The organism is Streptomyces sp. NPDC005728 (assembly GCF_040630895.1).
Lineage (GTDB): Bacteria > Actinomycetota > Actinomycetes > Streptomycetales > Streptomycetaceae > Streptomyces.
In genome coordinates this window covers 58,377-77,722 of record NZ_JBEXYL010000036.1, presented here as the reverse complement: position 1 = coordinate 77,722, position 19,346 = coordinate 58,377, and the positions used below count along the sequence as shown (strand labels likewise).

21 protein-coding genes and 1 pseudogene are annotated in these 19,346 nt (G+C 72.7%); 16 read left to right on the top strand and 6 right to left on the bottom strand.

The features are described from left to right. Positions 1-226: 226 nt before the first annotated feature. Positions 227-1,699 carry an MFS transporter gene (locus tag ABZ471_RS24285; RefSeq protein WP_359068907.1) on the bottom strand — a complete coding sequence of 491 codons (1,473 nt, stop codon included), beginning with the start codon at positions 1,697-1,699 and terminating at the stop codon, positions 227-229. Between the two features lie 224 nt (positions 1,700-1,923). On the opposite strand from ABZ471_RS24285, the gene ABZ471_RS24280 reads away from it, so the two are divergent. Further along, entirely contained in the window at positions 1,924-2,574 is a 651-nt protein-coding gene (locus ABZ471_RS24280; RefSeq protein WP_359068905.1) for a TetR family transcriptional regulator, read from the top strand. Between the two features lie 4 nt (positions 2,575-2,578). Here ABZ471_RS24280 and ABZ471_RS24275 read toward each other — a convergent pair whose 3' ends face one another. After that, positions 2,579-3,622 (bottom strand): zinc-binding dehydrogenase, encoded by a 1,044-nt coding sequence (locus tag ABZ471_RS24275; protein WP_359068904.1) that lies wholly within the window; start codon positions 3,620-3,622, stop codon positions 2,579-2,581. 157 nt (positions 3,623-3,779) lie between these two features. On the opposite strand from ABZ471_RS24275, the gene ABZ471_RS24270 reads away from it, so the two are divergent. From ABZ471_RS24270 to ABZ471_RS24255, 4 genes and pseudogenes are all read left to right on the top strand, one after another. After that, complete coding sequence (locus ABZ471_RS24270; protein WP_359068902.1) at positions 3,780-4,487, top strand: response regulator transcription factor; 708 nt, start codon at positions 3,780-3,782, stop codon at positions 4,485-4,487. Between the two features lie 151 nt (positions 4,488-4,638). Next, positions 4,639-5,841: pseudogene (locus ABZ471_RS24265) on the top strand (cytochrome P450). A 41-nt stretch (positions 5,842-5,882) separates the two neighbouring features. Further along, positions 5,883-6,080, top strand: a complete 198-nt coding sequence (locus ABZ471_RS24260) for a ferredoxin (protein ID WP_359068900.1) — start codon at positions 5,883-5,885, stop codon at positions 6,078-6,080. Next, positions 6,077-7,234 (top strand): FAD-dependent oxidoreductase, encoded by a 1,158-nt coding sequence (locus ABZ471_RS24255; RefSeq protein WP_359068898.1) that lies wholly within the window; start codon positions 6,077-6,079, stop codon positions 7,232-7,234. Before ABZ471_RS24260 ends, ABZ471_RS24255 begins: the two co-directional genes overlap by 4 nt. 335 nt (positions 7,235-7,569) lie before the next feature. On the opposite strand, the gene ABZ471_RS24250 is transcribed toward ABZ471_RS24255, so the two are convergent. Next, positions 7,570-8,469, bottom strand: a complete 900-nt coding sequence (locus ABZ471_RS24250; protein WP_359068896.1) for an EamA family transporter — start codon at positions 8,467-8,469, stop codon at positions 7,570-7,572. A 68-nt stretch (positions 8,470-8,537) separates the two neighbouring features. Between ABZ471_RS24250 and ABZ471_RS24245 the strand changes: the two genes are divergently transcribed. The 7 genes from ABZ471_RS24245 (at position 8,538) to ABZ471_RS24215 (ending at position 15,353) form a co-directional block, all read left to right on the top strand. Continuing rightward, the gene (locus ABZ471_RS24245) at positions 8,538-9,401 is read left to right on the top strand and encodes a LysR family transcriptional regulator (RefSeq protein ID WP_359068895.1); all 864 of its coding nucleotides are present in this window, start codon (positions 8,538-8,540) and stop codon (positions 9,399-9,401) included. A gap of 88 nt (positions 9,402-9,489) precedes the next feature. After that, on the top strand, positions 9,490-10,140 hold the full coding sequence (locus ABZ471_RS24240) for a GntR family transcriptional regulator (RefSeq protein WP_359068894.1): 651 nt from the start codon (positions 9,490-9,492) through the stop codon (positions 10,138-10,140). Between the two features lie 108 nt (positions 10,141-10,248). Next, on the top strand, positions 10,249-11,037 hold the full coding sequence (locus ABZ471_RS24235; protein ID WP_359068892.1) for a PIG-L deacetylase family protein: 789 nt from the start codon (positions 10,249-10,251) through the stop codon (positions 11,035-11,037). Beyond that, positions 11,034-11,762 (top strand): 4-carboxy-4-hydroxy-2-oxoadipate aldolase/oxaloacetate decarboxylase, encoded by a 729-nt coding sequence (locus ABZ471_RS24230; protein ID WP_359068890.1) that lies wholly within the window; start codon positions 11,034-11,036, stop codon positions 11,760-11,762. Before ABZ471_RS24235 ends, ABZ471_RS24230 begins: the two co-directional genes overlap by 4 nt. Beyond that, positions 11,759-12,913 (top strand): 4-oxalomesaconate tautomerase, encoded by a 1,155-nt coding sequence (locus tag ABZ471_RS24225; protein WP_359068888.1) that lies wholly within the window; start codon positions 11,759-11,761, stop codon positions 12,911-12,913. Before ABZ471_RS24230 ends, ABZ471_RS24225 begins: the two co-directional genes overlap by 4 nt. After that, the gene (locus tag ABZ471_RS24220; RefSeq protein ID WP_359068886.1) at positions 12,894-13,844 is read left to right on the top strand and encodes a VOC family protein; all 951 of its coding nucleotides are present in this window, start codon (positions 12,894-12,896) and stop codon (positions 13,842-13,844) included. Before ABZ471_RS24225 ends, ABZ471_RS24220 begins: the two co-directional genes overlap by 20 nt. A 147-nt stretch (positions 13,845-13,991) precedes the next feature. Continuing rightward, positions 13,992-15,353: an MFS transporter gene (locus ABZ471_RS24215; protein WP_359068884.1), complete on the top strand. Its 1,362-nt coding sequence runs from the start codon at positions 13,992-13,994 to the stop codon at positions 15,351-15,353. 77 nt (positions 15,354-15,430) lie between these two features. On the opposite strand, the gene ABZ471_RS24210 is transcribed toward ABZ471_RS24215, so the two are convergent. The 3 genes from ABZ471_RS24210 to ABZ471_RS24200 form a co-directional block, all read right to left on the bottom strand. Further along, entirely contained in the window at positions 15,431-16,189 is a 759-nt protein-coding gene (locus ABZ471_RS24210; RefSeq protein ID WP_359068882.1) for a DUF2690 domain-containing protein, read from the bottom strand. Positions 16,190-16,386: 197 nt separating this feature from the next. Further along, entirely contained in the window at positions 16,387-16,905 is a 519-nt protein-coding gene (locus ABZ471_RS24205) for a hypothetical protein (RefSeq protein ID WP_359068881.1), read from the bottom strand. A 290-nt stretch (positions 16,906-17,195) separates the two neighbouring features. Then, on the bottom strand, positions 17,196-17,450 hold the full coding sequence (locus tag ABZ471_RS24200; protein WP_359068880.1) for a hypothetical protein: 255 nt from the start codon (positions 17,448-17,450) through the stop codon (positions 17,196-17,198). 42 nt (positions 17,451-17,492) lie between these two features. Between ABZ471_RS24200 and ABZ471_RS24195 the strand changes: the two genes are divergently transcribed. The 4 genes from ABZ471_RS24195 (at position 17,493) to ABZ471_RS24180 (ending at position 19,328) form a co-directional block, all read left to right on the top strand. Then, complete coding sequence (locus tag ABZ471_RS24195) at positions 17,493-17,759, top strand: Ldh family oxidoreductase (protein WP_359068879.1); 267 nt, start codon at positions 17,493-17,495, stop codon at positions 17,757-17,759. Between the two features lie 109 nt (positions 17,760-17,868). Continuing rightward, positions 17,869-18,393 carry a MarR family transcriptional regulator gene (locus ABZ471_RS24190; protein ID WP_359068878.1) on the top strand — a complete coding sequence of 175 codons (525 nt, stop codon included), beginning with the start codon at positions 17,869-17,871 and terminating at the stop codon, positions 18,391-18,393. Between the two features lie 90 nt (positions 18,394-18,483). Further along, on the top strand, positions 18,484-18,864 hold the full coding sequence (locus ABZ471_RS24185) for a DoxX family protein (RefSeq protein WP_359068877.1): 381 nt from the start codon (positions 18,484-18,486) through the stop codon (positions 18,862-18,864). Further along, the gene (locus ABZ471_RS24180; RefSeq protein WP_359068876.1) at positions 18,861-19,328 is read left to right on the top strand and encodes a peroxiredoxin; all 468 of its coding nucleotides are present in this window, start codon (positions 18,861-18,863) and stop codon (positions 19,326-19,328) included. The genes ABZ471_RS24185 and ABZ471_RS24180 overlap by 4 nt, the downstream gene beginning before the upstream one ends. Positions 19,329-19,346 lie beyond the last annotated feature (18 nt).

Below are 19,346 nucleotides of genomic sequence, written 5' to 3'. Positions count from 1 at the left end.
GGCAACTCCACCTCGGTCGGTCGGGCCCCGGCGGGGCTGGTCATGGTCGTCGTACCGCCGAGCACGGCGACCGGGCGACGGATGCCGGGCCTCGGCCGCTCCGTGGGGCGGCCCGCCGGACACGGCCCGCCCCCTTGCCCGCCAGGAGAAACGGTCTCCCCGAGGGTGAACCGGACGGCGCGACCGCTCCCCGGAGGCTGCTCCCCGGAAGCCGGGCCGTTGGTGCCTAGGCCACGGCTTCGGTGGAAGCCTCCATCGCCGCCGGGGCGGGGCCGACGTCTGCCGGGCGGTGGCGGGGCAGGAAGGAGGCGAGGACGAAGGCCAGGACGGCGGCACCGGCACCGATCGCCATGACGACCTTGAATCCGTTCTCCGACGGCAGAGCGTGACCGCCCAGGTCGACGGTCATCTGCGCGAGGATCACGCCCGCGACCGCGCTGGCCACCGAGGTGCCGATGGACCGCATCAGCGTGTTGAGGCTGTTGGCGGCGGCGGTCTCCGACGCGGGCACGGCTCCCATGATCAGGGCGGGCATGGCGCCGTAGGCGAAGCCGACACCCGCGCCGATGACACAGGACACCAGGACCAGATGCCAGACCTCGCTCATCAGCACGATGTTGAGGCCGTACCCGGCCGCCACGATGACCGCGCCGATCATCAGCGTGATCTTCGGCCCACGGGACTTGGTGATCAGGGCGGAGACGGGTGCCATGGCCATCATGACCAGGCCCTGCGGGGCCATCACCAGACCCACGGTCATCATGGACCTGCCCAGGCCGTACCCGGTCTGTGTGGGCAGCTGGAGCAGCTGCGGCAGGACCAGGGACATCGCGAACATCGAGAAGCCGAACGCGATCGAGGCCAGGTTGGTGAACAGCACCTGGCGGCGGACGGTGGTGCGCAGGTCGACCAGCGGCTGTGCCGTCCGCAGTTCGAAGAGGCCCCAGGCCAGCAGGACGACGACCGCCAGCGCGAACAGACCCAGCGTGGTGCCGCTGCCCCAGCCCCAGTCGGCGCCCTTGGAGACGGCCAGCAGCAGCGAGACGAGTCCGACCGCCATGCCGAGCGAGCCGACGAGGTCGAAGCGGCCGCCGGTGCGCACGCGGGACTCGGGTACCAGGGTCAGCACCAGCGCGAAGGCGACGACGCCGAGGACAGCGGAGGTCCAGAACAGCACGTGCCAGTCGAAGTGGTCGGCGATGAAGGCGGCGGCGGGCAGACCGAGGGCACCGCCGACCCCGAGCGAGGCACTCATCAGCGCGGTCGAGCCGGCCAGCCGCTCCGGCGGCAGTTCGTCGCGCATGATGCTGATGCCCAGCGGCACCACGGCGGCCGCGAGACCCTGGAGGGCACGACCGACGATCATCGGGACCAGGGTGTCGCTGAGCGCGCAGACCACCGAGCCGGCCACCAGCAGCACCAGGCTGACCAGCAGCAGGCGCCGCTTGCCGAACATGTCGCCGAGCCGGCCGGCCACCGGAGTGGCGACCGCCGCGGCGAGCAGCGTTGCGGTGACCGCCCAGGCGGCGTTGGACGCCGAGGCGTGCAGATAGACGGGCAGCTCGGGGACGATCGGGATCACCAGGGTCTGCATCAGCGACACGGTGATACCGGCGAGAGCGAGCACCGCGACCACGGCGTTCGCACGCGGCGAGGCGGCTCTGCCGGCCTCGGCGGACCGGACGGGGGCGTCGGACATGAGAAACGGACCTTCCGTAGCACTGAGGAACGAGGATATTTAAGTCAAGTGATTGACTTACTTTAGCGGTGTGCGGAGGCGAGGCGCGCGGGGCCCGGCGGTCAAGGGTGCGGCGCGCCCCGTAGGCTTCCCTGGCTGGACCTCGCCGCCCCGGTCGAGGACCTGGAGCGGCGCGCGGGACTGGCCGCACCAGGGCGATGCGCAGTCCCGGAGCGGTGGTGAGCATGGCGCGCAGGACGGCGCGGGCGGAACAGGTCAGCGCGACGCGGGAGGCGATCCTGATCGCGGCGGAACGGCTGTTCGCCGAGCACGGCGTGTACGCCGTCTCCAACCGCCAGGTCAGCGAGGCCGCCGGCCAGGGCAACAACGCCGCGGTCGGCTACCACTTCGGCACCAAGGCCGACCTGGTCCGCGCGGTGGCACGCCGGCACGCCCGGCCCGTCGAGGTGCTGCGGGAACGGGCTCTGGCGGCGGTCGGCGACTCCGCCGACGTACGCGACTGGGTCGACTGCCTGGTGCGCCCGGTGACCGAGCACCTCGCCGGGCTGGGCAGCCCCACCTGGTACGCCCGGTTCTGCGCCCAGGTGATGACCGACCCGGCGCTGCACGAGATCGTGGTCGAGGAGTCCCTGACCTCTCCGGCGCTGCGGGAGGCGATCGACGGCCTGAACCGCACCCTGCCCGAGTTGCCCGCCGACGTGCGCGCCGAACGCGGCCAGATGGTCCGGGTACTGATCCTGCACACCTGTGCCGAGCGGGAGAGGGCCCTCGCCGAGGGCAGCGCGACCCCGCGCGCGACCTGGAGCGAGGTCGCCGGCGGGCTCGCCGACGCGATCGTGGGGCTGTGGCTGGCGCCGGTCGGCGGCGCCCGCTGACCCCTCACGCATCGAAGGTCACCACGATCTTCTCCCCGGCCCCCGGTGTTCGCGCCAGCTCGAAGGCCCGCTCGGCCGCGGAGAACGGGACCCGGTGGCTGATCAGCTGCGCGAAGCGCTCGTGGTGCTCGACGAGCTGGGGCGTGACCTCGAAGATCTCGGTCGGATAGCCCTGCGAGGCGACGAGGGTCAGCTCGCTGCGCAGCATGCCCCCGAGGTCGATCTCGGACCCCTCCTTCTGCACGGCCACCATGACCAGCTTGGCGCCCCACTTCGCCGACGCGACGACGGTGTTGAAGACGGCGGCGGCACCGGCGGCGTCGATGTAGACGTCGGTGCCCGGCCGGGGCTGGCCGAGCGCGTTGGCGCCCGGTCCGTGCAACTCGGTCAGCCGGGCGACCACGTCCTCCTCGGCGGAGTCGATCACGGCGTCCGCGCCGACGGCGAGGGCCTTCTCCAGGCGTCCGGGCAGGATGTCGACCACCACCACGTGCTCGACACCGCGCAGCTTCAGCCAGATGGCGGCCCCGAGCCCGATCGGCCCGGCCCCGAACACCACCGCCTTGTCCTGCGGACGGGCCGCGGACCGGTTGACGCAGTGCAGGGCGACGGCCATCGGCTCGTTGAGGGAGGCGACCTCGAAGGGCACGGTGTCGGGGAACACCGCGACGCTGCGGCCCACTTCGGCGTTCTCGACGAGCAGGTACTCGCTCATGGCGCCGTACCGGCCGCCGCAGCCGATGATGCCGGTGGGCGCGGCCTGCGGATCGACCACCACGCGGTCGCCCGCCTTCAGACCCGCGACCTCGGCGCCGACCGCGACGATCTCGCCGGCCGGCTCATGGCCCAGGGCGACGGGGACCAGGTCGCCTCCGAGGTGGGCGCGGGCCGGCATGCCGCCCATGTGCAGGAAGGTGACGTCGGTGCCGCAGATCCCGCAGGCCCGGATCTTCACGAGGACGTCCTTCGGCCCGGGCTCGGGACGTTCGACGTCCACCACCTCGACCTCGCCGACGCCGGCGGTCCGTACGGACTTCATGGTGGCCATGGGGTGACTCGCTTTCCGGAGGTCAGGGGGTGAGCGGGGGCGGGCGGTGGACGCCCGGGCCAGCTTGCTTGAGTTAGGCAAGCATATGTGGGTTACTTGAGTCAAGCAAGCTCATGGGCCGTCTGTGTCAGGCAGGCGGGAGAGGAGGGTGGTGGTCATGCCCGCAGATCTCCAGGCATCCGTCCGTGGCGGCGGACAGCATCTCCTGGTCGCCGCCGGCGAACCGGACGCCGCCGAACTGCTCGCCACCACGCTGGAGTTGGCGGGCTACCGGATCGGCACGGCGGACACCGGGCCGGACATCGCCCGGCGGCTCAGGGAACGCCCCTACCAACTGGTCCTGGTCGACGCGGAGTTGCCGGGGCTGGCCGACCTGGCGCGCGTGGGAGCGGTCGCCTACCGTCCCGCGGTGCTCCTGCTCGCCGGCTGTGCCGTGCTGCCCCGGCTCGTCCCCGCCCTCGGAGCGGGCGAGCGCGACTGCGTCACCAAACCCGTCCGGATCGCCGAAGTCCTGGCGAGGATCCAGGTGTTACTGCGCACCGGCACCTCCGGTGACCCCGGACGGCGGGGGAGCGCGCTGCACTACGCCGACCTGGTGCTGGACGACGCGACCTGCCGGGTCGGCCGAGGGAGCCGCACGCTCGACCTGAGCCCCGCCGAGTACCGGCTCCTGCGCCATCTCCTCGTCAATGCCCACAAGGTGCTCTCCAAGGAGCAGATCAGCCAGTGCGTGTGGGGCGAGTTCCGCGGCGAGAACGCCATCGAGCAACTCGTCTCCCGCGTCAGGCGCAAAGTGGACCGCGATGAGCCCGCGCTGATCCACACGCGCCGAGGATTCGGCTACTGGCTCGGCGACGCCGTCTGAACGTCCTTTCCACTCCGCCTCGTTGAGGCTCGCTCACTTCCTGTCGTGAGCTGCATCACGTCAGGGTTCGGTCAGGAGACGCACCGGAAGCGGTCAGCCTGCTCTGTTTGCATGTGCTCATCCCGGAGTCCCCCACCACCGAGGAGAGGTCATGTCCGACCCCCTGGTCCCCGAGTTCCCGATGCCGAGGGCGGCCCGCTGCCCCTTCGACCCGCCGCCTGCCCTGAAGGAGCTGCAGGAGCGGGCCCCGCTGGTCAGGGTGCGGCAGTGGGACGGCAGCGAGTCCTGGCTGGTCACCTGCTACGCCGACCAGCGCGCGCTGCTCGGCGATCCGAGGGTCAGCGCGGATCCCGACCGCCCCGGCTACCCGACCAAGGCGAGCCCGTCCGCCGGCGAGGGCAAGCTCAGCTTCATCATGATGGACGACCCCGAACACGCCCGGCTGCGCCGCATGGTGACGGCCCCCTTCGCCGTCAAACGCGTCGAGGCGCTGCGGCCCGCGGTCCAGCGCATCGTGGACGGCCTGATCGGCGACCTGCTGGCCGGACCGGGCCCCGCGGACCTCGTCGAGGCGTTCGCCCTGCCCCTCCCCTCCCTGGTCATCTGCGAGCTGCTCGGCGTGCCCTACGACGACCACGCCTTCTTCCAGGACCACACCAGGACCATGGTCCACCGGGACGCCACACCCGAGCAGCGCGGACAGGCGAGCCGCGAGGTGGCCGCCTACCTCGCCGGCCTCATCGGCGCGCGCATCGCCGCGCCCCGGGACGACCTGCTCTCAGGCATCGCCGGACGCGTCACCGCCGGCGAACTGACCGACCAGCAGGCGACGGAGATGGCCCTCCTGCTGCTCGTCGCGGGCCACGAGACCACCGCCAACATGATCGCCCTCGGCACGCTCGCCCTGCTCCGGCACCCCGATCAGCTCGCCCTGCTCCGCGAGAGCGACGACGCCGGGTTCGTCGCCGGAGCCGTCGAGGAATTGCTGCGCTACCTGCACATCACCCACCTCGGCCGGCGCCGCACCGTCACCGAGGACATCGAGATCGCCGGCTAGGTCCTCAAGGCCGGCGAGGGCTTGATCATGGCCAACGAGATCGGCAACCGGGACCCCGAGGTCTTCCCCGACCCGGACCGCCTCGACCTCACCCGGGACGCCCGCCGCCACGTCGCCTTCGGCTTCGGCGTCCACCAGTGCCTCGGACAGCCGCTGGCCCGCATGGAGTTGCAGGTCGTCTACGGCACCCTCTACCGCCGCATCCCCACCCTGCGGCTCGCCGGCGACCTCCAGGACGTCCCGTTCAAGCACGACGCGTTCATCTACGGCGTCCACGAGCTGCCGGTCGCCTGGTGACCCGGCCCCACCCGGAGAACTCGTACAGCAAGGAGACGACCATGCGTGTGGAACTGGACGAGCCCAAGTGCGTAGCGTCGGGGCAGTGCGTGCTGGCCGCCCCCGAGGTGTTCGACCAGCGGGACGAGGACGGTATCGCCTTCCTGCTGGACACCACGCCCGGCGAGGACTCCCTCGACGGGGTCCGCGAGGCGGTGGCGGTCTGCCCGGCCGCCGCGATCCGCCTGGCGGAACGGTGAACCGGATCGTCGTCGTCGGCGCCTCGGCCGCCGGGCTCGCCGCGGCCGAGACCTTCCGCCGCGAGGGGTACGACGGCACGCTCACTCTCGTCGGTGACGAACCGCATCCGCCCTACGACCGGCCCCCGCTCTCCAAGCAGGTGCTGGCCGCCGCGTGGCCCCCGGAGCGGGTGCGGCTGCGCCCGCCCGCCGGCCTGGCCGCACTCGGCCTCGACCTGCGGCTCGGCACGGCCGCGACCGGCTTGGACGCGGCGGAGCGTACGCTGCGTCTGGCCGACGGCCGGCAACTGCCGTACGACGGACTCGTCATCGCCACCGGAGTGCGTCCGCGCCGGCTGCCCGGGGAGGGTGCGCACGTCCTGCGCACCCTCGACGACGCCCTCAACCTGCGGGACCGGCTGCGGCCGGGGGTACGGCTGGTGGTGGTCGGGGCCGGATTCCTGGGCACGGAGGCCGCCGCCGTGGCCGTCACGCTGGGCGCGCGGGTCACACTGCTGGAACCGGCGCCGGTGCCGCTCGCGCACGTGGTCGGCGAGGAGGTGGGCCGGGTGCTCTCCCGCGTGCACCTGGAGCGGGGCGTGGACCTGCGCACCGGGGTCACGGTCAGGGAGGTGACCGAGGAGGGCGTGCGGCTCGGGGACGGCCGGGAGGTCGAGGCCGACGAGGTCCTGGTCGCCGTCGGCTCGTTGCCCAACACGGAGTGGCTGGCCGGCAGCGGGCTCACCGTGGCCGACGGGGTGGTGTGCGACGCGTACTGCGCGGCTGCGCCGGGTGTGTACGCAGCCGGGGACGTGGCCCGCTGGCACCACCCGCACTTCGGTGTGCCGATGCGGATCGAGCACCGCATCCACGCGGCCGAACAGGGCATGGCCGCCGCCCGGCACCTCCTCGACCCCGAGGCGCGCAAGCCGTTCGCGCCGGTGCCGTACTTCTGGTCGGACCAGTACGACCTGAGGATCCAGGCGTACGGGTACCTGCGCGGGCACGACGAACTGGCCGTCGTCGGCGGCGACTTGGCCGAGGGCCGCTTCGTGGCCGCGTACCGCAATGGCGACCGGCTCACCGGAGCGCTCGCGGTCGGGATGCCGCCCAAGACGATCCGACGGTGGCGGCAGTCCGTCGCGGCGGGCGCGCGCTGGGAGGCGGTGGGCTGACCTGAACCCGGTGGGTGGCGTGGGGCTGACCTGCGTCCGGGCGAGGTGAGGGGCTGGGGTGGGTTGGCGCGTGCCTGGTGCTCGTGGTGGGTGGTGTGGGGTCGGCCCGCGCTCGGTGCTCGTGGTGGGTGGCGGGGTTGCCCCGTGCCTGGTGTCGGTGCCGGTGCCGGTGCCGGTGCCGGTGCCGGTGCCGGTGTCGGTGTCGGTGGTGGGCGTCGTGGAGCCGGCCCGCGTCCGGTGCCGGCGACCAGTGGCGTTGGGCCGACCCGCTCCCGGTGCCGGCCGGCGAGTGGCTGTGGACCGGCCCGGCGCCGCCGTCCGTACCGGGGCGGTCGTCAGGTGCGCGTGGTCAGGATGGCGGTTGCGTTCGCGGCGACGACCGCGCCGATACCCGCCCACTCCGGCACGCCGAGCCCCTGGCCGAGGACGACCCAGCCGACCACGGCCGCGAGCACCGGATTGACACTCATGAACAGCCCGAAGGTCTGTGCGGGCACGGTCCGCAGGGCGAGCAGGTCGGCTAGGTACGGCACGGCCGAGGAGAGCACCCCGGCGGCGACGGCGCACAGCACGGCGCCGGCCGTCGGCGGGTGCCGTACGGCGACGAGGATCCCGACGGGCAGGAAGGCCGTCGCCGACACCGCGGCGGCGGCCGCCGCACCCTGGGCGCCGGGGATGCGGCGGCCGACGACCCGGTTGAGCAGGATGTACGACGCCCAGCAGCAGGCCGCCACCAGACCGAGACCCATCCCCACGTAGTCGGCGGAGGGCTGCGGGCGCATGAGGACGACGACCCCGGCCGCGGCCAGCACCGCGCACCCCGCGTCCAGCCGGCGCCGGGACGCCGCCAGCGCGATGGCGAGCGGGCCGAGGAACTCCAGGGTCACCGCGAGACCCAGGCCGATCCGGTCGACCGCGGTGTAGAGGGTGAGGTTCATCGTGCCGAAGACCGCCGCCAGCAGCAGTACCGGCCACCACTGGCGCCAGATGAAGGCCCGCAGCCGGGGCCTGCCGACGGCCAGCAGGACCAGCGCGGCGACGTACTGACGCACCGCCACCACCCCGAGGGGCCCGAGCACGGGGAAGGCCAGCGCCCCGATGGCTGCGCCGGTCTGGTTGGACAGGCCGCTGCCGAACATCGTGGCCACGCCGGCCGTTCGCCGGGCCGGGGGCGTGGAGCGGGACGCGGTCGTGGGCCCGGTCGCGGCGGCAGGGCGTTCGAGAGCTTGAGGCATATCCGGATCGTGCGCCGCCGACATGCTTGCGCAAAATGCATGCACCTCTCGATCTATACGCTGAACGCATGTATGACGCGGACATCGACCTGCGGCAGCTCCGCTGCCTCGTGGCCATCGTCGACGAGGGCACCTTCACCGACGCGGCCATCGCTCTCGGCGTCTCCCAGGCCGCCGTATCCCGCTCCCTGGCCTCCCTGGAACGGGCCCTGGGCGTACGGCTGCTCCGGCGCACCTCGCGTGCGGTGACCCCGACCGCGGCCGGGCTGCGCGTGCTGGCGCAGGCCCGGCGGGTGCTCGCGGACGTGGCCGAGCTGGTCCGGGAGGCCACCTCGGGGCACGAGCGGGTGCGGATCGGCTACGCATGGTCGGCGCTCGGCCGCCACACCGTGGCCTTCCAGCGACGCTGGACCGCCGAGCACCCCGACACCGACCTGCACCTGGTGCGGGTCAACTCCCCGTCCGCGGGCCTCGCCGAGGCTGCCTGCGACCTCGCGGTCGTCCGCCGTCCTCTCGACGACCGGCGCTTCGGTACCGCCCTGGTCGGCCTGGAACGGCGTCTGTGCGCGCTCGCCGCCGACGACCCCCTGGCCAGGCGCCGCTCCGTCCGGCTCGCCGACCTCGCCGGGCGCACGCTCCTCGTCGACCGCCGCACGGGCACGGCCACGCCGGAACTGTGGCCGGCCGATGCCCGGCCGGCCGTCGAGGAGACGCACGACGTGGACGACTGGCTCACCGTCATCGCCGCCGGACGCGGCATCGGGGTGACGGCCGAGTCCACCGCGAACCAGTATCCGAGGCCCGGCATCGTCTACCGGCCGGTGCGCGACGCCGAACCCGTCGCCGTGCGCCTCGCCTGGTGGCGGGACGATCCGCACCCGGCCCATCAGGCCGTGCGCGAACTGCTCACGGAGCTGTACCGGGCGGACTGAGGCACACTACGGAAAGCGCGAACAAAATTGTTGACAATCTTGTCTGGCTAGATTTAGGTTCGACAAGCACTCACTCAGGGAGGGCACGATGCCGAAGGAAGCCCGTCCGACCACCGGAGAGCAGGCCAAACAGCATGCGCTCACGCTGCTGCGGCAGGCGATCCTGCACGGCGAGATGGCACCGGCCCAGCGGCTGGTGGAGAACGAACTCGCCGAGCAGTTCGGTGTGACGCGGGCCAGCATCCGGGCGGCACTGATCGATCTGGAGGCGCAAGGACTGGTCGAACGGATCCGCAACCGCGGCTCGCGGGTGCGGGTGGTGACCGTGGAGGAAGCGGTCGCGATCACGGAGTGCCGCATGGTCCTGGAAGGGCTGTGTGCGGCCAAGGCGGCCGTCGCGGCGAGCGACGAGCAGCTGACCGAGCTGGCCGACCTCGGCGCGGCGATGCAGAAGGCCGTCGCCGACGGCGAGCCGGTGACGTACTCCGAACTCAACCACCAACTCCACGACCGGATCCGGGAGATCTCCGGGCAGCAGACCGCCGTCGAGTTGCTGGAGCGGCTGAACGCCCAACTGGTTCGCCACCGCTTCCAGTTGGCACTCAGGCCGGGGCGTCCGCAGCAGTCCCTGAGCGAGCACCTGGCGATGATCGAGGCGATCAGGACCAGGGATCCGCAGGCGGCCGAAGCGGCCGTCCGCGCCCACCTCGCCGGCGTGATCGACGCGCTCAGCGACTGACGCACCGCGCGCGGGACGAGGGGCGGGCGCGTACCTGTCCATCGAGGCAAGGGGACCGCAGGGGCACACCCCTGCGGTGAACCGGGCCTGAAAAGGGAGATCTCCGCAATGACGCACGCCCCCGCGCCTTTCCCAGCTCTCGACGTCGCCCGAGCGGGGGGACCCCCCTCCCCACCACGTTCCACTGCGGTCGTCACCGCGCACGCCGGGGACTTCGTATGGCGCGCGGGCGGAGCCATCGCCCTGGCTGCCGCCCGGGGCGAGCAGGTCACCGTCGCCTGCCTGACCTTCGGCGAGCGCGGCGAGTCCGCCAAGGCGTGGCGTGCGGGGAAGACGCTGGAGGAGATCAAGGCGATACGCCGCGAGGAGGCGGAGCGGGCCGCGGCCACCCTCGGCGCCGAGGTGCGCTTCTTCGACGCCGGCGACTATCCGCTGGTCGCCAGTGCCGAGCTGACCGACCGGCTCGTCGCCCTCTTCCGCGAGACACAGCCCGACGTCGTGCTCACCCATCCGGCCGAGGACCCCTACAACGGCGACCACCCCGCCGCCCACCGTATGGCCCTGCAGGCCCGCGTCCTCGCCCAGGCCATCGGCTACCCCGGCCCCGGCGAGATCATCGGCGCCCCGCCCGTCTTCTGCTTCGAGCCCCACCAGCCCGAGATGAGCGGCTTCCGGCCCGAGGTCCTGCTCGACATCACCGAGGTGTGGGAGACGAAACGCAAGGCGATGGAGTGCCTGGGCGCCCAGCAGCACCTGTGGGACTACTACACCGACCTCGCCGTCCGCCGGGGGGTCCAGCTCAAGCGCAACGCGGGACCCAACCTCGGCCTGCCGCACAAGACGATGGCCGAGGCCTACATGCGCCCCTACCCGCAGGTCGCCAAGGAGCTGGGGTGAGCGGCGTGATCGTCACCGGCCCGCCGAAGGCGGATGCCCAGGACGTCGAGGCCCTCGCCGGGTACGGCGTCGCCACCGTGCACGAGGCCATGGGCCGCACCGGACTCCTCCCTGCGCATCTGCGCCCGATCCAGCAGGGCACCCGGGTCGCGGGCGCCGCCGTCACCCTGCTGTCCTGGCCCGGCGACAACCTCATGATCCACGCGGCTGTCGAGCAGTGCGGCGAGGGCGACCTCCTCGTCGTCACCACCACCTCGCCCTCCACCGACGGCATGTTCGGCGAGCTGTTCGCCACCGCCCTGCAGCGGCGCGGCGTGCGGGGCCTGGTGATCGACGCCGGCGTCCGCGACACCCAGGAACTGCGCCGACTCGGCTTCCCCGCCTGGGCGGCGGCCGTCTCGGCGCAGGGCACCGTGAAGGCGACCGGCGGCTCGGTCAACGTACCCGTGGCCATCGGCGGTCAGGTGATCCGGCCCGGCGACGTGATCCTCGCCGACGACGACGGTGTGATCGTCGTCCCGCGCGAGGAGGCACGCCGGGCCGCCGAGGCGTCCGCGGCCCGCGAGGCCAAGGAGGCCGCCTCCCGGGCCGCCTTCCACGACGGCCAACTCGGCCTGGACCGCTACGGGTTGAGAGAGAAGCTCGCGCAACTGGGTGTCACGTACGCCTCGTACGAGGACCACGTCGGGGGCGGCGCGCCCGTCCGCGACGGAGCCGGGGCGTGACGGGCCCCGCGGAGGTGCGCTGCATGCTGATGCGCGGCGGCACCTCCAAAGGCGCCTACTTCCTGGCCGAGGACCTGCCCGCCGACCCCGCCGCCCGTGACGAGCTGCTGCTGCGGATCATGGGCAGCCCCGATCCGCGACAGATCGACGGGCTCGGCGGCGCCCATCCGCTCACCAGCAAGGTGGCGGTGGTCTCGGCGTCCGCCGACCCGGCCGCCGACGTCGACTATCTGTTCCTCCAGATCGGCGTGGACCGCCCTGAGGTGAGCGACCGTCAGAACTGCGGGAACATCCTCGCCGGGGTCGGCCCGTTCGCCGTCGAGCGGGGGCTCGTGGCCGCCGGGGACGACGAGACCTCCGTACGCATCCGCATGCTGAACACGGGGGAGCGGGCCGTCGCCGCCTTCCCCACCCCGGGCGGGCGCGTCGACTACGCCGGGGACGCCGCAGTCTCCGGCGTCCCCGGCACCGCCGCCCCCGTGACGATCGGGTTCCCGCCCGGCGCCCGCCCGCTGCTGCCCACGGGCAGGGTCCGCGACACCGTCGCCGGCATCGAGGTGACCTGCGTCGACAACGGGATGCCGACCGTCCTCGTCCCCGCCGCCGCGCTGAACGTCACCGGATACGAGGAACCCGGGGACCTGGAGGAGGACCTGGCGCTCGCCGACCGCCTGTGCGTGATCCGGCTGGCGGCCGGGCCGCTGATGGGGCTCGGCGACGTCGAGACCGCCACGGTCCCCAAGCTCACCCTGCTCGCCCCGTCCCGCGCCGGCGGCGCGGTCACCACCCGGACCTTCATCCCCGTCCGCTGCCACACCTCCATCGGCGTCCTCGGCGCCGCGAGCGTGGCGGCCGGGCTGCTGCTGCCCGGCGCGGTGGGGGAGGGGATCGCCACGCCGCCCCGGCGCGGCGACCGGGTCCGCATCGAGCACCCCACGGGTTTCCTGGACATCGAAGCGGCCGTCGACCCGGACGCATTCCCTCCGACGGCGCGTCGTACCGCCGTGATCCGCACCGCGCGCAAGATCATCGACGGCACCGTCTTCCCGCGCGCCGCCTCCCCCGAGCTCACGGCCGCGCCCGAGCCCGGGGAGACCCCCGTCCCGCCCGCACGACCCTCTGGAGGCAACGATGGCTCCGCCCCTCGGTGACATCGCCCATATCGGCCACGCCCAGCTGTTCACCCCGGACCTGGACGCCAGTGTCGCCTTCTTCACCGACTACCTCGGACTCACCGTCAACGGCGAGGACAGCGACACCGTCTACCTGCGTACCTTCGACGACTACGAGCACCACAGCCTGGTCCTCACCGCCCGCGCGCAGTCCGGCCTCGGCCGGCTCGCGCTGCGCACCTCCGGCGAGGAGGCCCTCCATCGCCGTATCAGGGCGATCGAGGCGGCAGGCGGCACCGGACGCTGGGCCGAGGACGAACCCGGCATCGGCGCGTTGTACGTCACGACCGACCCGGACGGACACGAACACGCCCTGTACTGGGAGAGCGAGTACTACCAGGCCCCCGACGAGCTGAAACCGGCGCTGAAGAACCAGCCGCAGGCCAAGCCCAACCGGGGCGTGGGCGTACGGCGCCTCGACCACGTCAACTTCCTCGCCGCCGACGTGCTCGCCAGTGCCGAGTTCCAGGAGCATGTCCTCGGGGCCCGGCCCACCGAGCAGATCCGGCTCGACAGCGGGCGGATCGCGGCCCGTTGGCTGACCTTCACACACAAGTCGTACGACGTCGTGTACACGGAGGACTGGACGGGCTCCAGGGGCCGGCTGCACCACATCGCCTTCGCGACCGACACCCGCGAGGACATCCTGCGCGCCGCCGATCTCGCCATCGACACCGGCGTGTTCATCGAGACCGGCCCGCACAAGCACGCCATCCAGCAGACGTTCTTCCTGTACGTCTACGAGCCCGGCGGCAACCGCATCGAGCTGTGCAACCCGCTGACCCGGCTCGTCCTGGCCCCCGACTGGCCGCTCATCACCTGGACCGAGGCCGAGCGGGCCAAGGGGCAGGCCTGGGGACTGAAGACGATCGGGTCCTTCCACACGCACGGCACACCGCCGGTGGGCTGACCGCCGCTGCCCGGCGCGCGCAGTCGGCACTTCACTGCCGATGAGATTGTTGACAAAAATGTTGACGTTCATGGAACGGGTCCTTAGCGTCTGCCACACCCCACCGGTCCCCTCCAGGCAACGCCTCCTGGACGAGAGGAAACAAAGATGTCCTCCTCCCCCGCCCCCTCCGCTCGCGGCAGCAGACTCGCGCTGCTCGTCGTCGGTCTGTGCTGGCTCGCCGTCCTCTTCGACGGCCTCGACATGTTCGTCTACGGCTCGGTGCTGCCCCACATGCTGGAGACGAAGGCTCTCGGGATCACCCCCGGTCAGGCCGGCGACCTCGGCAGCTACGCCACGTTCGGCATGCTGGTCGGCGCCCTGACGGCGGGTACGGTCGCCGACCGCATCGGCCGCAAGCAGCTGATGGTCGTCTGCGTCGCCCTGTTCTCGCTGGCCTCGGGGATATGCGCCCTCTCCGGCTCCGTCGCGGTCTTCGGCCTCGGCCGGACCCTGGCCGGTGTCGGCCTCGGCGGCCTGCTGCCCACCGCGATCTCGATGGTCTCCGACTACGCACGCGGCGGCCGCGGTGCCCTGACCATCGGCGCCCTGATGACCGCCCACCACGCCGGCGGCATCCTCTCCGCCTATGTCGCCAAGTGGCTGGTGGAGCCCCTCGGCTGGCGCTCCGCCTTCTGGGTCTGCGTGCTTCCGCTGCTGTTCGTGCCGGTCCTGGCCAAGGTCATGCCGGAGTCGCTGAGCTTCCTGGTCGCCAAGGGCCGCGCCGCCGAGGCCCGCGACCTGGCCGCCCGCTACGAGGTCGAACTCCCCGCCGGGACCCCGCCGAAGGCCCCGGCCGACCGCTGGAGCGCCCTGCTCGGCCTGTTCCGCGGCGGCGAGTGGATCCAGACCCTGCTGTACTGGCTCGCCTCCTTCGGCGGACTCCTCCTCGTCTACGGCGTCGCCACCTGGTTGCCCACCCTGATGCGCGGCGAGGGCTACAACCTCGGCTCCGCGCTGACCTTCGTGGTCCTGTTCAACCTCGGCGGCATCGTCGGCATGCTGGTCGCCGGCCGAGCCTCCGACCTCCCCCACGCTCGGCTCCGCTCGCGCGGGGGGACCCCCACCGGCGCCCCGCGCATCTCCGCGATCTGGTTCGCGCTCACCGCGGCCGGTGTCTTCCTGCTCAGCGTCCGCATGCCGCTGGGTGTGACCTTCGTGGTCGTCTTCCTCACCGGTGTGTTCCTCAACAGCGCCCAGACGATGATCTACGCGACCGTCTCCCTCCGCTCCACTCCGGACAGCCGCGCCACCGCCGTCGGCTGGACCTCGGGCATGGGCCGCTTCGGCGCCGTCTTCGGCCCGTGGCTCGGCGGCCAGCTGCTCGCCGCGGGCAACGGCGACCGGGGCTTCACCGCCTTCGCCCTGGCCGGTGTGTCGTCCATGGTCTTCATCGGCATCGCGGCTCTGCGCTCGGCCCGCAGGCCGGAGCACAGCGGCGCGGAGCAGCAACTGAGCGCCGCCCGGTGACCGGTACGGTGCCGCGCCCGGAACCCGGACGCGGCACCCGCCGTTCCCTCGCGAGCCGTTGCCTCACCCGCAGTCACTCACTCGCCGGACGGCTCCACGTCCAGACCCGTGCACGCCAGCTTCCCGGCCACCTCGGCACACGCCTCCACGCCCCGCGGTGAGCCGACGGCGAGCATCGGGCTGGTGTACCCGGTCGAGTCGCCCGCCGGATAGCTCGCCGACAGCACGTCCTGCCCGGCCCGCACCGACACCTCCCGCGCCAGCGGGGAGCGCACCCGCACCTGCGACCATGCGGTGCCGCAGGCGGGGGACCAGCGCAGCCGGACGTCGTAGGCGGAGTCCGTCACCCGGCTCTCGGTCCGCGCGTCCCGGGCGCACACCGACGCGTCGGGCAACTGGCCCTGGCAGGACCGCGCGTGGCAGCGCGGCACGGTCAGGAAGGTCTGTGCGGCGGGAGCGGGGGCACCGGTCCGGCCGGCCACGGTGAGGGTCGCGGCCACCGCGCCGGCCGTGCCGAGCAGTGCGAGCGCCGACAGGGCGAGCCACCGCGAACGGGCCCGGTGCTCCTCCTGGGGCGGGCTCGGTGCGGACGGCTCCTCGGCCGCCTCCCACAGGGCCAGAACGGCGGCGGGATCGGCGCCGGCCAGCCGGCTGAGCGCCTCCACCGCGGGTCGCGGGGGCCGCTGGGTGCCGGTCAGGTAGCGGTGCCAGGCCGACTTGCTGTACGGGGTGCGCGCGGCCAGTGCCGCCAGGCTCAGTCCCGTACCGTCCTTCAGTTCGCGCAGTCTCACCACCAGTGGCTCGTCCGGCGTGGTCGTTCCTTGGGGATGCCGCATCGTGCGTCCCTCGACTCCCGTTCCGCTATGGGCGCTTTCGCCCCTGTTGTCGGAATGGCTTCCCTGGAGGGTGGGGCCCGCAACGCCGGGGCGGGTATGAGGACGGTGAGGCATATACGTGCGTCGAAGGCCTGTTCGGGGAAGGGGAGTTCCCGAACAGGCCCTCGACCGTCAGGCCGTACGGCGGTCCGCGGCGGTCAGCACCACGGGACGGCGCGTCCGGTGCGGACGTAGTGGGCGGAGACGTAGCCGTGGTGTCGCGAGAGCCGGTACCAGATGTGGTTGCCGTACACCCCGGTGCCGTACCTCTTGCAGGTGACGTGGAGGAGCCGGTGCGTGTGCCGGTGTCCGATCACCCGGTAGTTCGTGCCCGGACCGGAGCGGACGTTCAGCCGGGCGTGGTGCGTGGCGACCCGGCCGAGCACGGGCAGGGTGCGGTGGTACGACATGCCCTGCGCGACCGCCCACCCCATGCCCGGCATCACGACGCGGTGGACGCGGCGGACGTGGTGCCGGCGGTGGTGGGTACGGTGAACGATGCGCTTGGCGTGGTGGGCGCGGTGCTTGACGTGGTGCGCGGAGTGCTGGGCCGTGGCGGCCGGCGCCGGGTGCGGGGCCGTTGCGGCGCTCGCCGGGGCGGCCCCGGCCGTCGCGGGCAGGAACGCGAACACCGCGACGGTGGTCAGCAGGCCGCTCTTGAGAGTCCGTCGGATCATGGAAACCTCCGGCTGTCGTTCTCGTGACCACGCATCGTGATCACGACAGCCAGCTTTGCCGTGGCGAGCCGTCAGAATGCCGTCCCGGCGTCCCGTGGGACACCGGGGACGTCCCCGGAGACGGGCGCCGGCCCCGTCTCTCACCCCATCTGGTCCTGAGCCGAGAGGTGTTCCACCGTCCTGCCCGTCTCCGTGAACGTCCGGGTGACGTGCCCCGAGGAGTACATCCACAGGATCCGCGGCGGGGTGTCACCCACATTGCGGAACAGATGGGGAACCGGCGACGGGACCTAGGTGGTGTCGAACCGCTCCGGCCTCGTCACCACGCCGTCCACCCACACCTCGGCCTCGCCCTCCAGGACCGTCACGTGCTCGTCGCAGTTGTGCGAGTGCAGCGGCGCACCGGAGCCCACCGGATACACGCTCGTCCCGCTGGTGATCCGGTTCTCCCCGCCCGCCGACGACGTGGTGATCAGCGGTGTCGTCACGACCGCTCCGCGGCGGTCGAGGAGGGGGACGAACGCGGCCTTGATGATGGTGGTCATGGTGAACTCGCCGCCTTCCGCTCCGGCGATCCGCAGGGCCGCGTGCACCGCCGGAACGCGCTGCTGATCGCCGTCGACCCGGCGGCCTTCGGCGACCCGGATGCCTTCGCCGCGGCCGTGGACGACACCCTGGGCACCCTCAAGGGCCTCCCGGTCGCCGACGGCGCGGACGGGGTGTTCTACCCCGGCGAGCGCAGCGCGTCCGTGGCGGAGGAGCGGGGCGCGAAGGGTGTGCCGGTGGCACCGAAAGTGTGGCGGGAGCTGACCGCGCACGCCGAGCGGCCGGGGATCGCACCGCCGTCCCTGTGAGGCACGGCAGTCGAGCCTGCCGGTCGTTCGGAGGGGAACGGCCGGCAACAGCCTCGCCCGAAGCCAGTAACTTACTTAAGTTACGCAACCATATGGTAAACTCGAGACCATGCCCACGGAACCGCTGCCCGACGTCCCGCCCGCCTCACCCGAGGTCACCGAGATCGAGCGCGCCCTCACGCGCATCACCTACCTCAGCACTCGTGCCCGTCAGCACGAGCGGCTGATGGCGCTCGCCGGTGTGCCGCTCGACCGGGCCGCGGTGGCGCTGCTGCGCCAGATCGCCGACTCCGCACCGCTCCGGCCGGGGGAGCTGGCCCAGCGGCTGGGTGTCGAGGCCTCCCATGTGACGCGGACCGTGCAGCAACTGCAGCGGTCGGGCCATGTCACCCGTGTTCCCGACCCGGACGACCGTCGGGCCCAGCGGATCCAGCTCACCGACGCCGGCCGGGAGGCCGTCGCCCGGGTCCGCGAGGCCGGAGCCCGCGGGATGCAGCTCGCCCTCGCCGACTGGCAGCCCGAGGAGCTGCGGCAACTGGCCGCTCTCTTCCATCGCATGGTCGACGACTTCCTCACCTACGCGGTCGACGACGAGTCCGGCCAGGAGGCCGACGCCCCCGCGGCGACGCCATGACGGAGACGGCCCCGGCCGATCGTTCCGAAGCGGCCGTACCGGCCTCTACCGTCGAGTAATATCCGGCGGCAGGTCACCAGAGGAGGAACCGTGCCCCGGCCCGAACGCTCACCCCTGCTGCTCGCCGGCCTGCTGGCCGCCGCGGGGGTCGCCCACTTCGCCGCCCCGCGGCAGTTCGACGCGACGATTCCACGGGCGCTGCCGGGCTCGCCCAGGACGTGGACGTACGGCAGCGGTGTCGTGGAGCTGGCGCTGGCGGCCGGGATCGCCTCGCCCCGGACCCGTACCGTGGCCGCGAAGGCGGCCGCCGCCTTCTTCGTCGGGGTGTTCCCCGCCAACGTGAAGATGGCCGTCGACTGGCGGCACCGGCCCGCGCCGCAGCGGAACGCGGCCCTGGCCCGGCTGCCCCTTCAGCTGCCCCTGGTGCTGTGGGCCCGCGGTGTCGCACGGAACGGGGAGGGCCGGTCGTGACCGAACGCATCGAGGTCGGGGACAAGGTCGAGGACTTCGCCCTGCCGGACGAGACCGGCACCACCCGGCGGCTCACCGAGCTGCTGGCCGAGGGCCCGGTGGTGCTCTTCTTCTATCCGGCCGCCCTGACGCCCGGCTGCACCGCCGAGGCCTGCCACTTCCGCGACCTCGCCGCGGAATTCGCCGCCGCCGGCGCCCGCCCGGTCGGGATCAGCGGCGACAGTGTCGAACGGCAGCAGGAGTTCGCCGGCCGGCACACCCTCGGCATGCCGCTCCTCTCCGACGCCGACGGTGCGGTCCGCGAGCGGTTCGGGGTCAAGCGGGGCTTCACGCTCGCGCCGACCAAGCGGGTCACCTTCGTCATCGGCGAGGACCGCACGGTCCTGGAGATCGTCCGCAGCGAACTGCGGATGAACACCCACGCCGACCGGGCCCTGGCTGCACTGCGCACCCACAAGGGCTGAGACCCGCCGCTTCCGCGC

What these genes read in the sequence shown, in the direction of transcription:
- ABZ471_RS24285 (WP_359068907.1), bottom strand. Translation starts at nt 1,699, where the DNA reads ATGTCCGACGCCCCCGTCCGGTCCGCCGAGGCCGGCAGAGCCGCCTCG.
- ABZ471_RS24280 (WP_359068905.1), top strand. Translation starts at nt 1,924, where the DNA reads ATGGCGCGCAGGACGGCGCGGGCGGAACAGGTCAGCGCGACGCGGGAG.
- ABZ471_RS24275 (WP_359068904.1), bottom strand. Translation starts at nt 3,622, where the DNA reads ATGGCCACCATGAAGTCCGTACGGACCGCCGGCGTCGGCGAGGTCGAG.
- ABZ471_RS24270 (WP_359068902.1), top strand. Translation starts at nt 3,780, where the DNA reads ATGCCCGCAGATCTCCAGGCATCCGTCCGTGGCGGCGGACAGCATCTC.
- ABZ471_RS24260 (WP_359068900.1), top strand. Translation starts at nt 5,883, where the DNA reads ATGCGTGTGGAACTGGACGAGCCCAAGTGCGTAGCGTCGGGGCAGTGC.
- ABZ471_RS24250 (WP_359068896.1), bottom strand. Translation starts at nt 8,469, where the DNA reads ATGCCTCAAGCTCTCGAACGCCCTGCCGCCGCGACCGGGCCCACGACC.
- ABZ471_RS24245 (WP_359068895.1), top strand. Translation starts at nt 8,538, where the DNA reads ATGTATGACGCGGACATCGACCTGCGGCAGCTCCGCTGCCTCGTGGCC.
- ABZ471_RS24240 (WP_359068894.1), top strand. Translation starts at nt 9,490, where the DNA reads ATGCCGAAGGAAGCCCGTCCGACCACCGGAGAGCAGGCCAAACAGCAT.
- ABZ471_RS24235 (WP_359068892.1), top strand. Translation starts at nt 10,249, where the DNA reads ATGACGCACGCCCCCGCGCCTTTCCCAGCTCTCGACGTCGCCCGAGCG.
- ABZ471_RS24220 (WP_359068886.1), top strand. Translation starts at nt 12,894, where the DNA reads ATGGCTCCGCCCCTCGGTGACATCGCCCATATCGGCCACGCCCAGCTG.
- ABZ471_RS24215 (WP_359068884.1), top strand. Translation starts at nt 13,992, where the DNA reads ATGTCCTCCTCCCCCGCCCCCTCCGCTCGCGGCAGCAGACTCGCGCTG.
- ABZ471_RS24210 (WP_359068882.1), bottom strand. Translation starts at nt 16,189, where the DNA reads ATGCGGCATCCCCAAGGAACGACCACGCCGGACGAGCCACTGGTGGTG.
- ABZ471_RS24205 (WP_359068881.1), bottom strand. Translation starts at nt 16,905, where the DNA reads ATGATCCGACGGACTCTCAAGAGCGGCCTGCTGACCACCGTCGCGGTG.
- ABZ471_RS24200 (WP_359068880.1), bottom strand. Translation starts at nt 17,450, where the DNA reads ATGACCACCATCATCAAGGCCGCGTTCGTCCCCCTCCTCGACCGCCGC.
- ABZ471_RS24190 (WP_359068878.1), top strand. Translation starts at nt 17,869, where the DNA reads ATGCCCACGGAACCGCTGCCCGACGTCCCGCCCGCCTCACCCGAGGTC.